Source organism: Guopingia tenuis (assembly GCF_014384805.1).
GTDB classification, from domain to species: Bacteria; Bacillota; Clostridia; order Christensenellales; family Christensenellaceae; genus Guopingia; species Guopingia tenuis.
Map to the genome: position 1 here is coordinate 89829 of NZ_JACRSS010000001.1, position 20073 is coordinate 109901.

Below are 20073 nucleotides of genomic sequence, written 5' to 3' on the forward strand. Positions count from 1 at the left end.
TTTGGCGGAGAGCGAATAAAGATTTCATAAAAATATAATAAGTGGGCGGTTAATTTTCCGGTTTTTTGTTTTGTATTGCGGCGGCAGAGGCCCGGGCGCAGGATAAAAATATTTGCCGGCGGGAAAATTTTGGATGGCCGGCAGGATTCCTGCCGAATCCTTTGCGCACATACGCCTTTCCGGGGAAAGGAAACGGAATCTATTTCCCCGCGGCGTGTTTCGTATTGCGTGAGAAATGCGGCGGGAAGGACCGGGAAGCGATTAGCGGGATCTTGCCTGCGAAATACTGTACTGCTGGGATACATAAGAAAACGGGGACGCAGAGCCCCTTTGCCTAGATTACTGCATCCGGACAGGAGGATTTATTTTATAAGCAAAGCACCAGGAGGTAGATAATGAGAAGTTATCGTGCCGGTATTGATATCGGCTCTACCACCGTCAAGCTGGTTCTGCTTGGCGAAAACGATACCGTAATTTACGGAAGATATAAGAGACATCAGGCGCGCACCCAGGAAACGCTGGCGGAGCTTTTGCGGGAAGTGCGGAGGAGTGTGGGAGAATGCGAACTGCGCGTGAAAATCACTGGCTCCGGTTCCATCAATCTTGGAAAGGCTCTGGGCATTGAATTTGTCCAGGAGGTTGTGGCGGTTGCCAAAGCACTGAAAAAGACGGCGCCCCAGACGGATGTAGCCATCGAGCTGGGCGGCGAGGACGCAAAGATTATCTATTTTACCGGCGGCCTGGAAGAGAGGATGAACGGCGTCTGCGCGGGAGGGACCGGCTCGTTTATCGATCAGATGGCGGCGCTTTTGCAGACGGATGCTGCCGGCTTGAATCAGGCGGCGGAGAAGTATCAGCAGATTTATCCCATTGCGGCCCGCTGTGGGGTGTTTGCGAAAACGGATATTCAGCCGCTGCTCAACGAAGGGGCGACAAAAGCCGATTTGGCAGCCTCTGTATTTCAAGCTGTTGTCAACCAGACCATTTCCGGGCTGGCTTGTGGGAAGCCGATTCGCGGCTGCGTCGCATTTTTGGGCGGCCCGCTGCACTTTCTCCCGGAGCTGAAAAAGGCTTTTATCCGCACCCTGCGTCTCACTCCCGAAACGACGGTAGACCCCGAAAGATCGCATCTGTTTGCGGCTATGGGCGCGGCCTTTGAAAGCGAAGATGCAAAGCCCGCGGCCTTGGACGAGCTCATTGCAAGGCTGGAAAAGGGTGTGAAGGTGACGTTTGAAATGCCGCGTCTGCCGGCTTTGTTTGCGGACAAAGAAGAATATAAGGCCTTCCGGCAGCGGCATGAAAAAGCGATTGTCCCCAAAGGAGAGCTGGCCGGCTATGCCGGGGACTGTTTCCTCGGGATCGATGCGGGGTCTACCACAACAAAAATGGCGCTGATCGGCAGCGAAGGACAGCTCCTGTATTCCTTTTATGCCAATAACCAGGGGAATCCTATCGAGACGGCAAAAGCCGCCGTGGCTGAACTGGAAGAAATTTTGCCGGCCTCCGCGAAAATTGTCCGATCCTGTTCCACGGGATATGGCGAGGCCTTGCTGAAATCTGCCTTTTGCTGCGACGAAGGAGAAGTAGAGACGATTGCCCACTGTACGGCGGCGGCTTTCTTTGATCCGCAGGTGGACTGTGTGCTGGATATCGGCGGGCAGGATATGAAATGTATTAAGCTGAAGAATGGCGCCGTCGACAATATCATGCTCAATGAGGCGTGCTCTTCGGGATGCGGCTCCTTTATAGAGAGTTTTGCCAATTCTCTGGGGTATACGGCGGAGGATTTTGCAAAGACGGCGCTGTTTGCGAAAAATCCCGTCGATTTGGGAACCCGCTGCACGGTATTCATGAATTCCAATGTGAAGCAGGCGCAAAAGGAAGGGGCCAATATTTCGGATATTTCGGCGGGGCTGGCCTATTCGGTCATTAAAAACGCCTTGTTCAAGGTGATAAAGCTGGCAAATGCAGAGGATCTGGGAAGGCATATCGTGGTGCAGGGAGGGACATTCCATAACCAGGCGGTGCTGCGGGCCTTTGAAAGAATTGCGGAGGTGGAGGTTACCTGCCCGGATATCGCCGGAATCATGGGGGCCTTTGGCGCGGCGCTGCTGGCCAGACGGCACTATACCGGCGCGGAGACAGCCATGCTGCCGCTGGGGGAGATCAAGGCCCTCACTTATACTTCCAAAAGTATCCGCTGCGGCGGCTGCTCCAACAACTGCATGCTGACGGTCAACACTTTCCCGGGCGGCAGGCGCCATATTACCGGAAACCGCTGCGAAAAAGGCCTGGGCGGGGCGGCGTCCTCCAAAAGTGCGCCCAATATGATGGAGTATAAGAGAAAACGCATTTTTGCCTATGAACCCCTTGCGGCAGAAAATGCTCCAAGAGGGGAAATTGGTATCCCCAGAGTGCTGAATTTATATGAAAATTATCCCTTTTGGGCAACATTTTTTGAAAAGCTGGGGTTTCGGGTGATTTTATCGCCCTTTTCCAGCCGCAAAATCTATGAGCTGGGCATGGAATCCATCCCGTCGGAATCCGAATGCTATCCGGCAAAGATTTCCCATGGCCATGTGCAGTGGCTGGCTGACCATGGGGTAAAGACGATCTTTCATCCCTGCGTATATTATGAGCATCAGGAAACACCGGATGCGCAAAACCATTTCAACTGCCCCATCGTCGTTTCGTATCCGGAAAATCTGAAGAACAACGTGGAGGCCGTTTCGGATGGGGATATTCGCTATATCCATCCCTTTTTGGCCTTTACTGACGAAAAAACCATCGCCGAACGCCTGGCCCGCGTTTGCCGGGAAGAATGGAATATCCCCGAAAAAGAGACGCGTCTGGCCGTTCATGCGGCCTGGGAAGAGCAGCAAAGGGCGAAAGCGGATATCCGCGCCGAGGGAAAACGCCTTTTAGAGGAGATGGAAAGATCGGGCGGCCGGGGAATTGTGCTGGCCGGGCGGCCCTATCATATCGATCCGGAAATCAACCACGGCATTCCGGAGCTGATCGCCTCCTATGGCCTGACCGTGTTCACCGAGGACAGCCTGCCCTTGGATTTCACCCCGCAGCGGCCTTTGCGGGTTGTGGATCAATGGGTATATCATTCGCGGCTGTATTCGGCGGCGGAGTTTGTCCGGAGCCGCAAAAACCTGGAGCTGATCCAGCTCAATTCCTTTGGATGCGGTCTGGATGCCATTACTACTGACCAGGTAAATGAGATATTAGAGGGCTCCGGGAGGCTCTATACGCTTCTCAAAATCGACGAGGTGTGCAACCTGGGCGCAGTTCGCATCCGCATCCGCAGCCTGATTGCGGCTATGGATATGCGCCGGGAACAGGGCATCCCGCCAAAGCCTGCTCCGGTCAGATACAGCCGGACGCATTTCACAAAGAAAATGCGGGAACAGGGCTATACGATTCTGGCTCCTCAGATGAGTCCGATTCATTTTGCAATTCTGGAGCCGGTGTTCCAAAAGCACGGATATTATATGGTGGTGCTGGATAACGGCAACCGCGCCGCGGTGGATATGGGGCTGAAATATGTGAACAACGACGCTTGCTATCCTTCCATCACCGTTGTCGGGCAGTTTATGGAGGCCGTTTTATCTGGAAAATACGATACGGACAGACTGGCCATCATCATGACCCAGACGGGAGGATGCTGCCGCGCAAGCAACTATGTCGCCTTTATCCGCCGCGCTCTTGAGAAAGCCGGGCTTTCCCATATCCCGGTCATATCCCTGAATGCCAACGGCATGGAGAAAAACGAGGGCTTTCAGCTGTCTCCCGGCCTGCTCATGGATGCAGCCCATTCCCTGATCTATGGCGACCTGCTGATGCGGTGCCTTTACCGGGTGCGCCCCTATGAAAAAAGTGCGGGATCTGCCAACGCGCTTCATGAAAAATGGCAGGCGATCTGCATCGATTCCCTCACGAATCCCAAGACGAAATATACCTATAAATCGGTATGCAAAGGGATTGTGGAGGCATTTGACCATTTCCCCATCGATGAAACGATGAAGAAGCCGCGGGTGGGGATTGTGGGGGAAATTCTGGTCAAATATATGCCGCTGGCCAACAACCATCTTGTCGACCTGCTGGAACGGGAAGGAGCGGAAGCCATGGTGCCGGATCTGATGGACTTTTTCAACTACAGCGTATATGGCCTGCAGTATAAAGCGGAATACCTGGGAGCGAAAAAATCCTCGGCTGTGCTCTCCAAAGCGGCGATTAAAATGATCGAAGGACTGCGAAAACCGGCGATAGAAGCGCTCCGGCAGAGCCGGCGGTTCGAGGCCCCCATTTCCATTTATCAAATTGCCGAGATGACAAAGCCGTTTTTATCCCTGGGAAACCAGTATGGAGAGGGGTGGTTCCTTGCCGGAGAGATGGTGGAGCTCATCACGCATGGCGTGCCCAATATCGTCTGCATTCAGCCCTTTGGATGCCTGCCCAACCATGTGGTTGGCAAAGGGGTCATCAAATCGCTGAAAAAGGCATATCCCCAGGCCAACATCGCAGCAGTGGACTATGACCCCGGGGCAAGCGAGGTCAACCAGCTCAACCGGATCAAACTGATGCTTTCGGCGGCCAAGGAGGCGCTCTGACGGGGTGCCGGAGGATGGGGAAGGGAATGAATTCCGATATACAAATACTAATCCGGGCGGCATATAAGGTTTTGGGCACCCCGGAGGAAGAAATGGGGAAAGGCTCTCCATGCGATTATATTTTATCGTGTTTTTTGTATTTTCCCCTTACATTTCTTGAAAAAATATGGTATACTAATACTAAACAACGTGTAGTTTGCAGTATGGAACGTAAGTCCTGTTGTGAAATACACGTTTTTTCAACTTGACAGATGGAAAGGGTGTTTGCTGCGTCTCGGATATAGGAGGTGGAGAGCTTGTATCAGATTGGAGATTATATTGTGTATGGAAACGAAGGGGTATGCCGCGTGGATGAAATCGCGCCGTTCCATATTCCCGGAATGACGGCGGAACGGCTGTATTATACGCTGACGCCGCTCTATCACGATGAAAAAATCTATACGCCGGTGGATACGGAGGTATTCATGCGCCCGGTGATTTCCAGGGAAGAGGCCATAGAGCTGATTGCCACGATTCCCGGCATTGAGGCGGCGGCTTATGAAAATAAGAATCTTCGCTTTTTGAATGAGCAATATGAAGAATCCTTTCAATCCCATGACTTAATCAAGGCCGTCTATATCAAGCGGTGCAGCGCCAACGAGCGGGGAAGAAAGCTGGGGCAGATCGATGAACGGTATATGAAGCGGGCCGAGGACAGATTGCATGAGGAATTCGCCGTGGCTCTGGGTATCCCCAAGGATGAGGTTCGGGAATATATCCGAAAGGCTGTCGGCGGGGAAGAGGAGACATAAAAACAACCCAAAAAAGAAAGAAAAAAAGCGTAAATCCGCGGGGTTTTGCGCTTTTATTTTGCAGAAATTGAAGGGTGGGAAAAAAGGCCTAGGACTGCGCCTCCTGCTCGATCAGCAAAACCAGCTGATGGGGCGGCATTTCAAAGGCGTTGGCGATGCGCCAAATGGTTTCAAAATTAGGCTGCTTATCGCCGGATTCAATCATGGCCAGATGGCTCCGGGCGAGGCCGGCAAAACCGCTGAAAACCTCCTGGGACAATCTGCGTTCCAGACGCAGGCGGCGAATGACTTTCCCGGCCGCTTTTTTATTGAACTCCATCATGCGCATTCTACTCCTTTTTTTCTAAGTGTAAACAAAATCCTCCTTACAAATGTCTGCGATAATAGACAAAAATATGACTGTCTGCTATAATAGACAAAAAGACGCAAAAAAGGAGTGGTATCGTGAAAAAAACCATGCGGATTTTTGCCATTTTATGCCTGTATCTGCTTCTGATGACGGCATGCGCGCCCGATGTGCTCACAAGAGTGGTGGAGCCGGAAGACGAACAGACAGATATCTGCCAGGCAGCGATGGAAAAACTCCGGGCAATTCTTCCGCATCCGGATTCCCTATATATTCACCATGAGGAGATTTATTATGATGGCTTTCTCGTGATTCTGGACTATTCTGCGGAAAACTATTTTGGCGGCCGCACCCGGAATACATGTCTCTATTTTTCGGAAGACCGGATCTATAACGGGATTTTGGAGGAGGACAGAGAAAGGCTTCTTGAGAAGCTGAAAAATGAAGGAAAGATCGACGGAACGGAGACGATTTTAAACAATATTCCCACCAAAATACAATGAATAAAAAAGCGGCAGTGCATGGAGATGTCTTGATTTTTGGGCCTTGGTATAGTATTCTGAAAATACAAGGAAAAGGTATTTTATGGAGGAGACAATATGAGACAGGATTGCATTGCCATTTTGGATCTGGGCAGCGAGAACAATTCGGCTTTGGCGCGGGAAATCCGCGGGCTGGGCGTATACAGCGAGATTTATCCCCACGATATCACGGTGCAGGAGCTTCGGGCGCTGCCGAATATCAAAGGGATACTTTTAAATGGCGGGGAAAACCGCGTGGTAGACGGCGTGGAGATCGATATTGCGGGAGAATTGTATGGCCTGGGCATTCCCGTGATCGCCATTGACCATCCCAAAGCGGCTTGTGATACCATGGCATGGGGAGATGCGGCTGCGCTGAAAAAATTTGTGTTTGAGACCTGTGGCTGCGAGCCCAACTGGAATATGAAAAACTTCATTGCTGACCAGATCGATTTGATCCGGCAGCAGGTGGGGGATAAAAAGGTGCTTTTGGCTCTTTCCGGCGGCGTGGACAGCTCGGTTGTGGCGGCACTGCTATTGAAGGCCATTGGAGACCAGCTGGTCTGCGTCCATGTAAATCATGGACTTCTGCGCAAAGGCGAACCCGAGCAGGTCGTGGAGGTATTCCAAAAGCAGCTGGGCGCGACGCTGATCTATGTGGATGCGGCCGACCGATTCCTGGATAAGCTCAAAGATGTGGCAGATCCCGAGAAAAAGCGCAAGATCATTGGCGCGGAATTCATCCGGGTGTTTGAGGAAGAGGCGAGAAAGCTGGATGGCATCGATTTCCTCGCGCAGGGAACCATTTATCCGGACATCGTGGAAAGCGGAACAAAGACGGCGAAAATCGTGAAATCCCATCATAATGTCGGCGGGCTCCCGGAGGATTTGCAGTTTGCGTTGGTGGAGCCGCTGAAATATCTGTTTAAGGATGAAGTGCGCGCCTGCGGCGTGGAGCTGGGCCTCCCGGCGGATATGGTATACCGGCAGCCCTTCCCTGGCCCGGGATTGGGTGTGCGCTGCCTGGGAGCCATCACGCGGGAGCGGCTGGAGGCCGTTCGGGAATCGGATGCGATCCTTCGGGAAGAGTTTGCCAAGGCAGGACTTCAGGGCAAGGTATGGCAGTATTTTACCATTGTGCCGGATATAAAGAGCGTCGGTGTGCGGGACCATGCGCGTTCCTTTGAATACCCGGTTATCATCCGTGCGGTGAATACGATAGACGCGATGACGGCCACCATCGAACATCTGGATTGGGCGCTGATCGACCGGATCACCGACCGGATCATTCATGAGGTTCCCGGAGTAAACCGGGTCTGCTATGATGTGACGCCCAAGCCTACCGGCACCATTGAATGGGAATAACTTTATATTGTGGCAATAATATAGCGACTGTTTTGCAGAAAATGCAAAACACAATATCCTGCGAACAAAATCTGTGAATGTAGATGGAGACCTTGAAACGAGGCGTCGTTTCGAGGTCTCTTTTATATAAATGCCACCATAAAAATACAGCATTTACGGGAAAAGCGGAACAAGAAACTAATGTCCTCAAAGATGCCCCGGGAGGAGGCGAATCCGGAAATTTGTGCCGCAGAAAATGAAGTATTGCCATAACATTGATGCGAGCCGGATTGCCCACCAATTAAAAAATATCTATATGCAAAAAAATGGATATCCACCTTGCGGAAACCGAAAGAGCCATGAACAGCGAAAAGAAGGGTGCGGCAGAAGGGATGGGCCGCCGGGGAATCGTAAATATTTTGTTAACTCAAATATTGTTCGTGATGTTACGAACAATCAGAGAAATATAGAGAAAAATCATTGGGCGATTTATTGACAAGGCCCATCGAATTGAGTAGAATTGTAGTGTATTATTCGGCAAAATGTTTGCCGCAAATCATATCACTCGAAAGGGGACTCATAATGTTCGAAAAAGTTTTTAAGCTCAAAGAACACAACACAACCGTTCGGACGGAGATCATCGGTGGTATTACGACCTTCTTTGCAATGGCGTATATCATCTTTGTCAATCCGAGCTATCTTTCCCAGGCGGGAATGGATAGCAATGCCGTTATGGTGGCGACCTGTTTGTCTGCTGCCATTGGCACGCTGCTGACAGCCTTTATGGCAAACGTTCCGTTTGCGCAGGCGCCTGGCATGGGTCTGAATGCCTTTTTTACATTCACCGTATGCATGGGCATGGGATTCACCTGGCAGCAGGCGCTGACCATCGTTTTGATTTCCGGCGTGCTGTTCCTGATCATTGCGGTTTCTCCGCTCCGCAAAAAGATCATCAACTCGATTCCGGCCTGCCTGAAGAGTGCCATCGGCGCCGGCATCGGCCTGTTCATCGCTCTTGTCGGTCTGCTGGGCAGTGGAATTATCACTGCGAACAACAACCTTGTTGACCTCGGAAATATCACGGCGGGAGCGCCTTTGCTCACGATCATTGGTCTTATTATCACGGGCGTTCTGCTGGCCTGGAAGGTGAAAGGTGCTATCTTCATCGGCATTATCGTTACCACTCTCATCGGAATCCCCATGGGCGTTACCACGATCCCCGAAACGCTGACTATGAGCAGCATCAACATTGCGCCCACATTCTTCCAGCTGGATTTCGGCGGCCTGTTCTCTCATGCGCTGCTTCCGGTAATCACGGCGATTATCACTTTCATGATTGTGGACATGTTTGATACTGTCGGCACGCTGATCGGAACAGCCGAAAGCGCCGGCATGCTGGATGAAAAGGGAAACCTGCCCAAAGGTGACAAGGCTCTTATCGCCGATGCGATTGCGACCTGCGTAGGCGCCTGCCTGGGTACCTCCACGGTTACCACGTTTGTTGAGTCCTCTACGGGTATCAGTGAAGGTGCGCGCACCGGCCTTTCCTCTGTCGTTGTGGCCATTCTCTTCCTGCTGGCGATCCTTCTGGCTCCTATTGCAGGAATCATCCCCAGCGCGGCGACGGCGCCGGCGCTCATCATCGTCGGTGTATTCATGCTGAAGAATGCCGTGAAGATCGACTGGAGCGACTTTGAAGTGGCGCTGCCCTGCTTCCTGACCATTGCGATGATGCCTTTTGCCTATTCTATCTCGGATGGTATCGGATTCGGGTTTATCTCCTTCACGCTGATCAAGATGTTCCGCGGCAAGTTCAAGGAGATTCCGGTTCTCATGTATATTCTTTCGGCACTGTTCATTGCCATGTATATTCTTTCGGCGCTGTAAAATATGGGCCAAGCGAATATATAACGGTATTAGAAAGGGTCAGGGTTCGCCCTGACCCTCTTTTAACAAGTGCACACGAAAAAAGCCGCTTTGAAATACATTCCCGGGCGGGAAGTGCTCCGGCAGGGCTGGAATCAAGAAGCTGGCGGGTATGGCCCGCCGCCAAGGTGAGAGAATATGCCAGGGGAAAATGATTCCGGGCGGGAAGCGCTCCGCCGGTTCCGGAGCTAAGAAGCGGACGAATATGGCCCACCGCCGAGGTGCGCATTTGTTAAAGGAGAGTTTGAAAACTATAAATTTTATGGCAAAGGAGAAACTATGAAAGTAGCGGTTATCATGGGATCAAAGAGCGACTACCCGGTTTTGGAAAAAACCATACAGACGCTCAAGGCTTTTGGGGTAGAAGTGGAAGCCAGAGTGATGTCTGCGCACCGCACGCCGGAGCTGGCGGCGCAGTTTGCGGACAACGCGGAAAAGAACGGCATTGAAGTGATTATTGCCGCTGCCGGAAAGGCGGCGCATCTTGCGGGCGTGCTGGCGGGGCATACGATTCTGCCGGTAATCGGGCTGCCGATTAAATCCTCCACTATGGACGGCATGGATTCCCTGCTCTCCACAGTGCAGATGCCGGGGGGGATTCCGGTGGCAACCGTCGCTATCAACGGCGGGGAAAATGCGGCGATTCTGGCTGTGCAGATATTATCGCTGAAATACGGCGAACTCAAGGAAAAGCTCCGGCAGTTCAAACAGGACATGCTGGAAAAGGTTTTGAAGGATGACGCAAGCTTACAAGAGGAGGTAGCAAAGTAATGGCGGTTAAAACAGAACAGATGTATGAGGGCAAGGCGAAAAAGGTATTCCGGACAGACGATCCGGATCTCGTGATCGTATCCTATAAGGACGACGCCACGGCGTTCAATGGGCTCAAGAAGGGGACCATTGTGGGCAAAGGCGTTGTGAACAACAAGGTTTCCAACCATATGTTTAAAATGCTGGAAAAGGAAGGCATCAAGACGCACTATGTGGAAGAGCTTTCCGACCGGGAAACCCTGGTGAAAAATGTGAAAATCGTTCCTATTGAGGTAATCGTCCGCAACATTGCGGCGGGCAGCATTTCCAAGCGCCTGGGGATCCCGGAGGGAACAAAGCTGGCGACGACGGTTCTCGAATATTCGTATAAAAACGACGAGCTGGGCGATCCCATGATTAACGACTATCATGTTGCCGCTATGGAGCTGGCGACCAAGGAAGAGATGGAGACAATCGCGGATTATGCCCTGCGGGTCAACCAGATCATGGGAGCCTATCTCAAGCAGTTCGACATCGAGCTGATCGATTTCAAGCTGGAATTTGGCCGCTATAAGGGCGAAATCGTCCTGGCTGATGAAATCTCGCCGGATACCTGCCGGTTCTGGGATTCCAAGACCGGAGAAAAGCTGGATAAGGACCGCTTCCGCCGGGATCTGGGCGGTGTGGAAGAGGCCTATGAGGAAATTTTGAGAAGATTGATGGGGGCATAAGCGGATGCGGATTACACCGAGCACTCACTATCAATATGAGCGGATCAAGCCGGACGACGACTGCATGCATGAGGAATGCGGCGTCTTTGGCATCTATATGGAGGACGACGTCTATGATCCGGCGGAGGCGGCCTATCTGGGGCTCTATGCCTTGCAGCACCGGGGGCAGGAGAGCGCGGGAATTGCCTCGGTTGTGAAGGATGATATCCGCTTATATAAAGGCATGGGACTGTGCGCTGAAGTTTTCAAAAACGATTTGGACCGGCTGTATGGCGGCCGGATCGCCATCGGCCATGTGCGCTATTCCACGACGGGCGACAGCCAGGTGCTGAATGCCCAGCCGCTGGTTATGTCCTATCGCGGCGGAAAAATGGCCATCGCTCATAACGGCAACCTGGTAAACACGGACGTCCTGCGCAAAAAGCTGGAAGAGGACGGCGCTATTTTCCAGACTACGCTGGATACTGAGGTAATGGCCTATCTGCTGGCTAAAAACGCAAAAGACGGCATGGTGGAATCCATCAAAAAGATGATGGAGGTGGTCAAGGGTTCCTATGCCCTGGTCATCACCACCAACGACACCCTCATCGGCGTGCGGGATCCCCAGGGAATCCGCCCGCTGGCTTTGGGGCGCCTGGACGATAATTTCGTTCTGGCCTCCGAGTCCTGCGCTTTTGACACCATCGATGCGGAATTTATCCGGGATGTGCGGCCGGGGGAAATTGTTGTTATCAACAAGGATGGCTTCCATTCCTATCAGACGAGCCTTTCCCTGGATACCGCGCTATGTATCTTTGAATATGTCTATTTTGCCCGTCCGGATTCGGATATCGACGGCATCAGCGTCTATCGCGCCCGGGAAAATATGGGGCGGCGGCTGGCCCAGGCCTATCCTGTAGAGGCGGATCTGGTGGGCGGTGTGCCGGACTCGGCTACGCCGGCAGCCGTGGGATATGCGGAGGAATCCGGGATTCCCTTTAAAAAGGCGCTGGCAAAGAACCGCTATGTGGGGCGGACGTTTATCCAGCCCAAGCAGTCCCTGCGGGATCGGGCCGTCAAGCTCAAATTGAACGCCATGAAGCGCAATGTCCATGGGAAAAAGATCATCCTGATCGACGATTCCATCGTCCGGGGGACGACAAGCCGGAAGATTGTGGAAATGCTGCGGCTGGCCGGGGCGCGGGAGGTGCATATGCAGATCAGTTCGCCGCCGGTAACCTGCCCCTGCTATTTCGGCATTGACACGCCCTCTCATGACCAGTTGATGGGGGCGAAAAACTCCGTGGAGGAGATGCGCAAAATCATCGGGGCGGATACGCTCAATTTCCTGACAAAAGAGGATCTTTTGAAGACGGTGGAAGGCGCTGGATGCAATTTCTGCACGGGATGCTTTGACGGGCACTATCCAGTGGATATCAAGAAGGCCTGCGCGCAGACCCAAAAGCTGGATTTGACCCAGGTGTTCAAATAATTGACGGGAGACGATCATGGAACAGAAGAATAAAAAAATTACCTATAAAGATGCGGGTGTAGACGTCCATGCGGGCTATGAGGCGGTGCGCCTCATGAAGGAGCACACCAAAAAGACCTTCAATGCGCAGGTTCTTACCGACCTGGGCAGCTTTGGCGGCATGTTTGAGATCGGGAACGGAGATGTTCTGGTTTCCGGAACGGATGGCGTGGGGACCAAGCTGAAGGCAGCTTTTGTGATGGATAAGCATGACACCATCGGCATCGACTGCGTCGCCATGTGCGTCAACGATATCGTCTGCCACGGCGCCAAGCCCCTCTTTTTCCTGGATTATATTGCGACGGGCAAGCTCCGGCCGCATGTGGTGGCGGATATCGTCAAAGGCGTTGCCAATGGCTGCATTCAGTCGGGGAGCGCTCTCATCGGCGGCGAAACGGCAGAAATGCCGGATTTCTACCAGGCGGGGGAGTATGATCTGGCGGGATTTGCCGTAGGCATTGTGAAAAAAGAGCAGGTCATTAACGGTTCCGGGATTCAGGAGGGGGATGTTCTCATCGGTCTCCGGTCCAGCGGGATTCATTCCAACGGTTTTTCCCTGGTGCGCAAAGTTTATCCCATGAAGCGGGAAATGCTCAGTCATGAGGTGTTCTCTCTGGGGAAAACGCTGGGCGAGGAGCTTTTAACGCCCACGCGTATCTATGTAAAAACGATTTTGGAGCTGATTGAAAAATACACAATCAAGGGAATCGCCCATATCACTGGCGGCGGCTTTATCGAAAACATTCCGCGCATGATTCCCGCGGGCCTTGCGGCGAAAGTCGATCTGGCCTCCTATGAGCTTCCGGAGATTTTCCGGATGCTGGTGGCGGACGCCGGGCTGGAGAAGGAAGACGCCTATAACACCTTTAACATGGGCATTGGCATGGTGTTGGCGGTTTCCAAAGAGAAAGCCGGGGAAATTGCGGCCTATATCAACGAGAAAACCGAGGATACCGCCTGCATTCTGGGCGAGATCGTCAAGGGCGAGGGGGTAATCCTGGCATGAAGAAGCTGGCGGTGATGGTCTCCGGCGGCGGAACCGACCTCCAATCCATTATCGACGGCATCGCCAATGGAAAAATTGCCGGAGAAATTGTGCTGGTGATCTCCAGCAAGCCGGGGGTCTATGCCCTGACCCGGGCGGAAAAGGCGGGGATTCCCGCCAAGGTCATCTCTCCCAGGGATTTTGCACGCCAGGAGGACTTTTTTGCGGCGAATCTGGCGGCGCTTCAGGAGAGCGGTGCGGAAGGAATCATTCTGGCGGGGTATCTGTCCATTCTGAGCAAAGAGGTGGTGGAGGCCTATGCCGGGCGCATTATCAACACCCATCCGGCCCTGATTCCTTCCTTCTGCGGGAAAGGATTTTATGGAAACCGGGTACATCAGGCGGTGCTGGATTATGGCGCGAAGCTTTCGGGCGCAACCATCCATTTTGTAGATGAGGGAGCAGATACCGGCCCCATCATCATGCAGGAGGCGGTTCCGGTTCTCCCGGACGATACGGTGGAAACGCTGTCGGCGCGGGTGTTGGAAGTGGAACACCGAATCCTGCCGGAATCGGTGGCGCTGTTTTGTGAGGATCGCCTGGTTCTGCACGGCCGGACGGTGCATATACTTTAAAGTTTTATAGAGGAGAAAAACATGGCGAAGAGAGCATTTTTGAGCGTTTGGGACAAAACGGGAATCGAAGAATTTGCAAAAGAGCTGGTAGGACTGGGCTTTGAGCTGCTGTCCACGGGCGGAACTCAGCGGGCGCTGGAAGCAGCGGGAATCCCAGTCACCAATGTATCGGATATCACGGGCTTTCCCGAATGCCTGGATGGGCGCGTCAAGACCCTGCATCCCAAGATCCATGCGGGAATCCTGGCCATGCGCTCCAATGAAAAGCATATGGAGCAGCTCCGGGAGCTGGGAGTGGAGACCATCGATGTGGTGGCCGTCAACCTCTATCCCTTCAAGCAGACCATTATGAAGGAAGGCGTGACTCTGGCCGAGGCCATTGAAAATATCGATATCGGCGGCCCCACCATGCTGCGTGCGGCATCCAAAAACTGGCAGGACGTGACTGTGGTGGTAGACAGCGCGGATTATCCCAGGGTGATTGCTGAGATGAAAGAGGGCGGCGTTTCCCAAAAGACGAAGTTTGCCCTGGCGACCAAGGTGTTTGAGACGACCGCGGCCTATGATTCTCTCATTGCGGCCTATCTGCGGGAGCAGGGCGGGGACGAGATGTTCCCCGAAAAGCTGACGCTGACCTTTGAAAAGGTGCAGTCCATGCGTTATGGCGAAAACCCGCATCAGGCGGCCTGCTTCTATAAAGAGGCGTTGCCCGTGCCCGGTTCTCTGGCCATGGCCGAGCAGCTCAACGGCAAGGAGCTTTCCTATAACAACATTAACGATACCAACGGCGCATTGGATACCCTGCGGGAATATGATGAGATTACCGTGGTAGGGGCCAAGCACGCCAATCCCTGCGGCGTGGCTAGCGCGGACACCGTCTGTGAAGCCTATAAGCGGGCGTATGAAGCCGATCCGGTTTCGATTTTCGGCGGCATTGTGGCGGCTAATGCCACAATCGACGCGGATACGGCCCGGGAGATGGTGAAAATCTTCCTGGAAATCGTGGTAGCCCCGGATTATACCGAGGAGGCGCTGGAGATTCTGCGTACCAAGAAAAATCTGCGGGTGCTCAAGCTGCCCACGATCAAGGCCAAGGTGGAGAATGCCTTTGATATGAAAAAGGTGCTGGGCGGCATGCTGGTGCAGGAATACAACACCAAGCTGCTGAACGATGATTATAAGGTAGTCACCAAGCGGCAGCCTACCGAGAAAGAAATCGAGGATATGATCTTCACATGGAAGATCGTCAAGCATACCAAATCCAACGGCATTGCTATTGGAAAGGATAAATGCTCGCTGGGCATCGGCCCCGGGCAGGTAAACCGCATCTGGGCCGCCAATGCGGCGATTGAGCGGAGCGGGGAAAAGGTGAAAGGCGCGGTTCTGGCGTCGGATGCGTTCTTCCCGTTCTCGGACTGCGTGGAAGCGGCGGCAAAAGCCGGGATCACGGCGATTATCCAGCCGGGCGGCTCCATCCGCGATGAAGAATCCATCAAGCTGGCGGATGAAAAGGGCATTGCCATGATCTTCACGGGCATCCGTCATTTCAAGCACTAAGAGGGGAAGCAGTTTATGAAAATATTAGTTGTTGGCGGCGGCGGCCGCGAGCATGCGCTGATTTGGAAAATCGCCCAGAATCCCCGGGCGGAGAAAATTTACTGCGCGCCGGGAAACGGCGGAATTTCGCAGCTGGCAGAATGCGTGGATATTGCCGCGACGGACATCGAGGCCATGGTGGCGTTTGCCAAAGAAAAGGCCATCGATTTTGTGGTGGTAGCGCCGGACGACCCGCTGGCCCTGGGCATGGTGGACGCCATGGAGGCGGCGGGAATCCGCGCCTTTGGGCCGAACAAGGCGGCGGCCATTATCGAGGCCAGCAAAGCCTATTCCAAGGAGCTTATGAAAAAATACCATATTCCCACGGCGGAATATGAGATTTTCTCGGACTATAACGCTGCGAAGGAGTATGTGGAAACCTGCAAAATCCCGGTTGTTCTGAAAGCGGATGGATTGGCTCTGGGCAAGGGCGTTCTCATCTGCAAGACCCGGGAGGAAGCCCGGGCGGGCCTCAAGACCATCATGGAGGACAAAGCCTTTGGCAGCGCGGGAAACACCGTGGTCATCGAAGAGTTCCTGGAAGGCCCGGAGGTATCCGTTTTGACCTTCTGCGATGGAACGACCATTCTCCCCATGGAGAGCGCACAGGATCACAAGCGGGCGCTGGATAACGACGAGGGGACTAATACCGGCGGCATGGGGACTTTCTGTCCCACGCCCAAATATACGGCGGAAATGCGCAGACGGGTGGAAGAAGAGATCATTGTTCCCACTATGCATGCCCTTAACAAAGAAGGGCGGAAATTCAAGGGCGTGATTTTCTTTGGCCTGATGCTCACCAAAGATGGTCCCAAGCTGTTAGAATATAATGCACGGTTCGGCGACCCCGAGGCCCAGAGCGTCCTGTTCCGCATGAAAAACGACCTGCTGACAATTTTGGAGGCAGTCGTGGATGAGCGATTGAACGAAATTCAGCTGGAATGGGAACCGGGCGCGGCGGTCTGTGTAGTCATGGCATCGGGCGGCTATCCGGGAAGCTATGAGAAGGGCAAGGAGATCACCGGGCTCGAACAGGTGGATGAGGATGTTATGGTATTCCATGCGGGAACCAAGCTGGAAGACGGTAAATTCCGGACGGCGGGCGGCCGCGTGTTGGGTGTGACAGCCCGGGGCCGGGATATGGAAGAGGCCAGGGAAAAGGCATATGCCAATGTGAAAAAAATTCACTTTGACGGCGCTCATTATCGGACGGACATCGGCATCAAGAAATGAAACAACCGATTGGCAAATAAAAAGCAGTTGTAAAACCGAAGAACCCCGGCAAAACTATGTGCCGGGGTTTTGTTTGTGTGATTTAAGAATATGTGCTATACTTTGATCTAATAAAAAAATCTATGAGAGCAAGGATAAAGATGATACATTTTGAACGGATTAGAAATAAAACCCATCCCGCATATAGCTGCGCTTTGAAACTGTATCAAAGCAGTTTTCCGGTTCACGAACAGAGGGAAGAATTTTCCCAGGCCAAAATTCTATGCGACAATGCCTATCATTTTGAACTGATTTATGATGCGGAGGTTTTTATTGGGCTTGTTTTATACTGGGAGACTGCGAATTATATCTATATTGAACATTTATGTATCCTGCCGGAGATGAGAAACAAACAGTACGGGCAAAAGACTCTTTCTCTTATAAACAAAAAGCAAAAGATCATCATACTTGAGATTGATCCTCCGATCGATGAAATATCCAAAAGAAGAAAGGCTTTTTATGAGAAATGCGGATTCGTTGAGAATATATATTCCCACATCCACCCTCCATATCATAGAGGAGACGAAGGGCATGCCCTCGTTGTTATGAGCAGGCCTATACTAATTTCTCAGGATCAGTATGATGATTTCAACGTATATCTGCGGGATAAAATTATGAAGGATGCATTCGCTTAGTTTTCTTTATATTTATCAGAGGGCTTGTTTGTTATCTGGCTTGACGTAAAAAGTGTGGGGAAAGTAATTCTATCGCGGATATTCCCTATATAAAACCTTTGCCGATACATTTGAAAAGTCAATGGAAAGCGAATATTATGATGAACTTACATATTTAAAATCAGTATACTGCTGTAAAAATAAAAGTAAATTTAAAAAAAAGAGAGGGAATTTCCCTCTCTTTTTAACTTTGCATTTTAACGCACATGCAGATGGAAAGAATCCGCAATTCCCTGCACGGCCCTGTCGCCGTCAGCGGCATATACGCAGAAAGTGATTTTTGTGGCTGAAGTGGTGACAAACATAATGTTGATCTTGTTTTCCGCCAATACGGAGAAGAGCTGTGCCGCAACACCATGATGGGTCTGCATGCCAACACCCTCCACGATAATCTTTGTCAAGTCATCGATGGTCTGGAAATCGATCTTTTCCTCCAGGGAACCGAGAGTTTCCTGCGCTTTGGAAATATCCGCGCTATCCAGGGAAAAGGAGAGATCCACCTTTCCTTCCTGAGGCGCAGACTGCGTGATAATATCCACGTTGATGCCCTGTTCGGCAATGCGGGAAAATACCTTGGCGATCAATGCGATATCATGGGGAATAGATCGCAGCGTGATGACAGCTTCCTGGGGAATGACGGTGACATCCGTCATGGTCCGATGCTCATGGATGATATCCTGCATGGAATAGAGACCCGGCTCCCGTCCGGCGATGAAACCCGCTGCCCGGACAGCGCCTATGGCAAAAACCTGCCGGCTTTCCGCGTGATGGGAAACCGTCACAACCTCATCATTCGTAATGAACATGACATCGTGTTCGCCAACGATGCGGCCGCCGCGGATGGCATGAATGCCGATCTCATGATCCGTCCGTTTGGCATCCCGGCCATGGCGGCCATAGGTGTAATCCAACTGGTTCCCCAGAGAATCGTTGATGGCGTCCGCAAGGGCCAGTGCCGTTCCGCTGGGGGCGTCTACTTTCAGATTGTGGTGTTTTTCAATAATTTCGATATCTGCCTTTTTGCCGAAAAACCGGGCGGCCTGCTGACAGAGATCCATCTGCAGATTGACGCCCAGGGACATGTTGGCCGAAAAGAACACGGCGACGTGTTCCGCGCAGGCGGCAATCGATGCCTTGTCTTCAGGCGTATAGCCGGTTGTCGCAATCACGATGGGCGTGCCCGTCTCTTTTGCATAGGCGAAATTTTCCGCCAAAGCGGCAGGACGGGAAAAATCGATAATAACATCCGCCTCCTGGGGACATTCACGGATCTTTTGATAGACCGGGAAAGGATTGGCGCGTTCCGTGAATAAATCAACTCCCGCAACGACCTGGGCATCTTCCGTCTCTGCCACAACCCCGGCAACTGCCTGCCCCATCTTTCCATTGGCACCGCAAATAATCACTCGTAACATAGGAAAGCCTCCCTAGAGCAAGCCAAAGGCTTTGAGCGTCTCTGCCAGCTTGGCTTTGGCCTCTTCTTTCATCTCCGAAAGGGGAAGGCGCAGCGGCCCGGCCTGGAAGCCCATGAGATTGAGCGCTGTTTTTACCGGGATGGGGTTCACATCCGTGAACATGGCATTTCCCAAGGGATTATATTGAAGCTGCATCTGGCATGCTTTCTTTACATCACCCTGCAAATATGCCATGGCCATTTCATGCACCGGCCCGGGAGCGATGTTGGAGAGAACCGAAATGACGCCCCGACCGCCCAGCGACATGAGGGGAACCACCTGATCGTCGTTGCCGGAATAGAGATCCATCTTGCCCTCCACCAACCGGGCCATCTCCGCAATCTGGGAAATGTTGCCGCTGGCCTCCTTGATGGCGACAATGTTCTTATGTTCCGCCAGCCGGGCCAGAGTGGCCGGCGTGATGTTGACGCCCGTCCGGGAGGGGACATTATAGAGAATCATGGGGATATCTACGGCGTCGGCAATGGCGAAATAATGCTGCACCAGACCATCCTGGGAGCACTTGTTATAGTAAGGAGTGACAACAAGGATAGCATCCACACCCGCCTCCTTGGCGAACCGGGATTCCTCAATGGCCGCAGCCGTGTTGTTCCCGCCGGTTCCGGCGATGACCGGGACGCGGCCGGCGACATGCTCCAAAGTGGTTTCGATGACCAAATGCTTTTCTTCTTTTGTCATGGTGGCGGGCTCACCCGTCGTGCCGTTGACGAGGATCGCGTCCGTCCCATTCTCAATCTGATAGTCCAACAGTTTCTTTAATGCTTCCACATTGACGGAATGTTCGTCCTGGAAGGGGGTAACGAGAGCGACGCAGGCTCCTTCAAAAATATGCATGATAGATCTCCTTTTATTGCGATATTCCCGGCCCTAAAGGCAGGGCGGGAAACTTAAACTGCAT

Annotated in this window: 16 protein-coding genes; 13 read left to right on the plus strand and 3 right to left on the minus strand. The window is 52.5% G+C overall.

All coding sequences use genetic code 11. The features are described from left to right. Window positions 1-395 precede the first annotated feature (395 nt). Both H8693_RS00430 and H8693_RS00435 read left to right on the plus strand, forming a co-directional pair. Window positions 396-4619 carry a 2-hydroxyacyl-CoA dehydratase gene (locus H8693_RS00430; RefSeq protein WP_249279323.1) on the plus strand — a complete coding sequence of 1408 codons (4224 nt, stop codon included), beginning with the start codon at window positions 396-398 and terminating at the stop codon, window positions 4617-4619. Window positions 4620-4915: 296 nt separating this feature from the next. Further along, entirely contained in the window at window positions 4916-5410 is a 495-nt protein-coding gene (locus tag H8693_RS00435; RefSeq protein WP_249279324.1) for a CarD family transcriptional regulator, read from the plus strand. An 88-nt stretch (window positions 5411-5498) separates the two neighbouring features. Here the strand turns inward: H8693_RS00435 and H8693_RS00440 are convergent, their stop codons facing one another. After that, window positions 5499-5732 (minus strand): helix-turn-helix domain-containing protein, encoded by a 234-nt coding sequence (locus H8693_RS00440; protein ID WP_249279325.1) that lies wholly within the window; start codon window positions 5730-5732, stop codon window positions 5499-5501. A gap of 122 nt (window positions 5733-5854) precedes the next feature. On the opposite strand from H8693_RS00440, the gene H8693_RS00445 reads away from it, so the two are divergent. The 11 genes from H8693_RS00445 to H8693_RS00495 all read left to right on the plus strand — a co-directional run bounded on the left by H8693_RS00445 (window position 5855) and on the right by H8693_RS00495 (window position 17661). Next, entirely contained in the window at window positions 5855-6259 is a 405-nt protein-coding gene (locus H8693_RS00445; RefSeq protein ID WP_249279326.1) for a hypothetical protein, read from the plus strand. Window positions 6260-6355: 96 nt separating this feature from the next. Beyond that, window positions 6356-7642, plus strand: a complete 1287-nt coding sequence (gene guaA, locus H8693_RS00450) for a glutamine-hydrolyzing GMP synthase (protein ID WP_249279327.1) — start codon at window positions 6356-6358, stop codon at window positions 7640-7642. A gap of 561 nt (window positions 7643-8203) precedes the next feature. Next, a complete protein-coding gene (locus tag H8693_RS00455) occupies window positions 8204-9508 on the plus strand; it encodes an NCS2 family permease (protein ID WP_249279328.1) in 1305 nt (434 codons plus the stop codon). Between the two features lie 318 nt (window positions 9509-9826). After that, a complete protein-coding gene (purE, locus tag H8693_RS00460; RefSeq protein WP_178622141.1) occupies window positions 9827-10318 on the plus strand; it encodes a 5-(carboxyamino)imidazole ribonucleotide mutase in 492 nt (163 codons plus the stop codon). Continuing rightward, window positions 10318-11028, plus strand: a complete 711-nt coding sequence (purC, locus tag H8693_RS00465) for a phosphoribosylaminoimidazolesuccinocarboxamide synthase (RefSeq protein ID WP_178622143.1) — start codon at window positions 10318-10320, stop codon at window positions 11026-11028. The genes purE and purC overlap by 1 nt, the downstream gene beginning before the upstream one ends. A gap of 4 nt (window positions 11029-11032) precedes the next feature. Further along, entirely contained in the window at window positions 11033-12499 is a 1467-nt protein-coding gene (purF, locus tag H8693_RS00470) for an amidophosphoribosyltransferase (RefSeq protein ID WP_249279329.1), read from the plus strand. A gap of 16 nt (window positions 12500-12515) precedes the next feature. Then, window positions 12516-13544, plus strand: coding sequence for a phosphoribosylformylglycinamidine cyclo-ligase (gene purM, locus H8693_RS00475; RefSeq protein ID WP_249279330.1), 1029 nt, complete (start codon window positions 12516-12518; stop codon window positions 13542-13544). Then, window positions 13541-14158 carry a phosphoribosylglycinamide formyltransferase gene (purN, locus tag H8693_RS00480; RefSeq protein ID WP_249279331.1) on the plus strand — a complete coding sequence of 206 codons (618 nt, stop codon included), beginning with the start codon at window positions 13541-13543 and terminating at the stop codon, window positions 14156-14158. Before purM ends, purN begins: the two co-directional genes overlap by 4 nt. 21 nt (window positions 14159-14179) lie before the next feature. Then, window positions 14180-15715 carry a bifunctional phosphoribosylaminoimidazolecarboxamide formyltransferase/IMP cyclohydrolase gene (gene purH / locus H8693_RS00485; RefSeq protein WP_178622152.1) on the plus strand — a complete coding sequence of 512 codons (1536 nt, stop codon included), beginning with the start codon at window positions 14180-14182 and terminating at the stop codon, window positions 15713-15715. 15 nt (window positions 15716-15730) lie between these two features. Further along, window positions 15731-16987 (plus strand): phosphoribosylamine--glycine ligase, encoded by a 1257-nt coding sequence (purD, locus tag H8693_RS00490; RefSeq protein WP_178622154.1) that lies wholly within the window; start codon window positions 15731-15733, stop codon window positions 16985-16987. A 143-nt stretch (window positions 16988-17130) separates the two neighbouring features. Then, the gene (locus tag H8693_RS00495; RefSeq protein WP_407926337.1) at window positions 17131-17661 is read left to right on the plus strand and encodes a GNAT family N-acetyltransferase; all 531 of its coding nucleotides are present in this window, start codon (window positions 17131-17133) and stop codon (window positions 17659-17661) included. A gap of 236 nt (window positions 17662-17897) precedes the next feature. On the opposite strand, the gene dapB is transcribed toward H8693_RS00495, so the two are convergent. Then, complete coding sequence (gene dapB / locus H8693_RS10700) at window positions 17898-19115, minus strand: 4-hydroxy-tetrahydrodipicolinate reductase (protein ID WP_330605660.1); 1218 nt, start codon at window positions 19113-19115, stop codon at window positions 17898-17900. 12 nt (window positions 19116-19127) lie between these two features. After that, entirely contained in the window at window positions 19128-20009 is an 882-nt protein-coding gene (gene dapA, locus H8693_RS00510; protein ID WP_178621382.1) for a 4-hydroxy-tetrahydrodipicolinate synthase, read from the minus strand. Window positions 20010-20073 lie beyond the last annotated feature (64 nt).

What these genes read in the sequence shown, in the direction of transcription:
- H8693_RS00430 (WP_249279323.1), top strand. Translation starts at nt 396, where the DNA reads ATGAGAAGTTATCGTGCCGGTATTGATATCGGCTCTACCACCGTCAAG.
- H8693_RS00440 (WP_249279325.1), bottom strand. Translation starts at nt 5,732, where the DNA reads ATGATGGAGTTCAATAAAAAAGCGGCCGGGAAAGTCATTCGCCGCCTG.
- guaA (WP_249279327.1), top strand. Translation starts at nt 6,356, where the DNA reads ATGAGACAGGATTGCATTGCCATTTTGGATCTGGGCAGCGAGAACAAT.
- H8693_RS00455 (WP_249279328.1), top strand. Translation starts at nt 8,204, where the DNA reads ATGTTCGAAAAAGTTTTTAAGCTCAAAGAACACAACACAACCGTTCGG.
- purE (WP_178622141.1), top strand. Translation starts at nt 9,827, where the DNA reads ATGAAAGTAGCGGTTATCATGGGATCAAAGAGCGACTACCCGGTTTTG.
- purC (WP_178622143.1), top strand. Translation starts at nt 10,318, where the DNA reads ATGGCGGTTAAAACAGAACAGATGTATGAGGGCAAGGCGAAAAAGGTA.
- purF (WP_249279329.1), top strand. Translation starts at nt 11,033, where the DNA reads ATGCGGATTACACCGAGCACTCACTATCAATATGAGCGGATCAAGCCG.
- purM (WP_249279330.1), top strand. Translation starts at nt 12,516, where the DNA reads ATGGAACAGAAGAATAAAAAAATTACCTATAAAGATGCGGGTGTAGAC.
- purN (WP_249279331.1), top strand. Translation starts at nt 13,541, where the DNA reads ATGAAGAAGCTGGCGGTGATGGTCTCCGGCGGCGGAACCGACCTCCAA.
- purH (WP_178622152.1), top strand. Translation starts at nt 14,180, where the DNA reads ATGGCGAAGAGAGCATTTTTGAGCGTTTGGGACAAAACGGGAATCGAA.
- purD (WP_178622154.1), top strand. Translation starts at nt 15,731, where the DNA reads ATGAAAATATTAGTTGTTGGCGGCGGCGGCCGCGAGCATGCGCTGATT.
- dapB (WP_330605660.1), bottom strand. Translation starts at nt 19,115, where the DNA reads ATGTTACGAGTGATTATTTGCGGTGCCAATGGAAAGATGGGGCAGGCA.
- dapA (WP_178621382.1), bottom strand. Translation starts at nt 20,009, where the DNA reads ATGCATATTTTTGAAGGAGCCTGCGTCGCTCTCGTTACCCCCTTCCAG.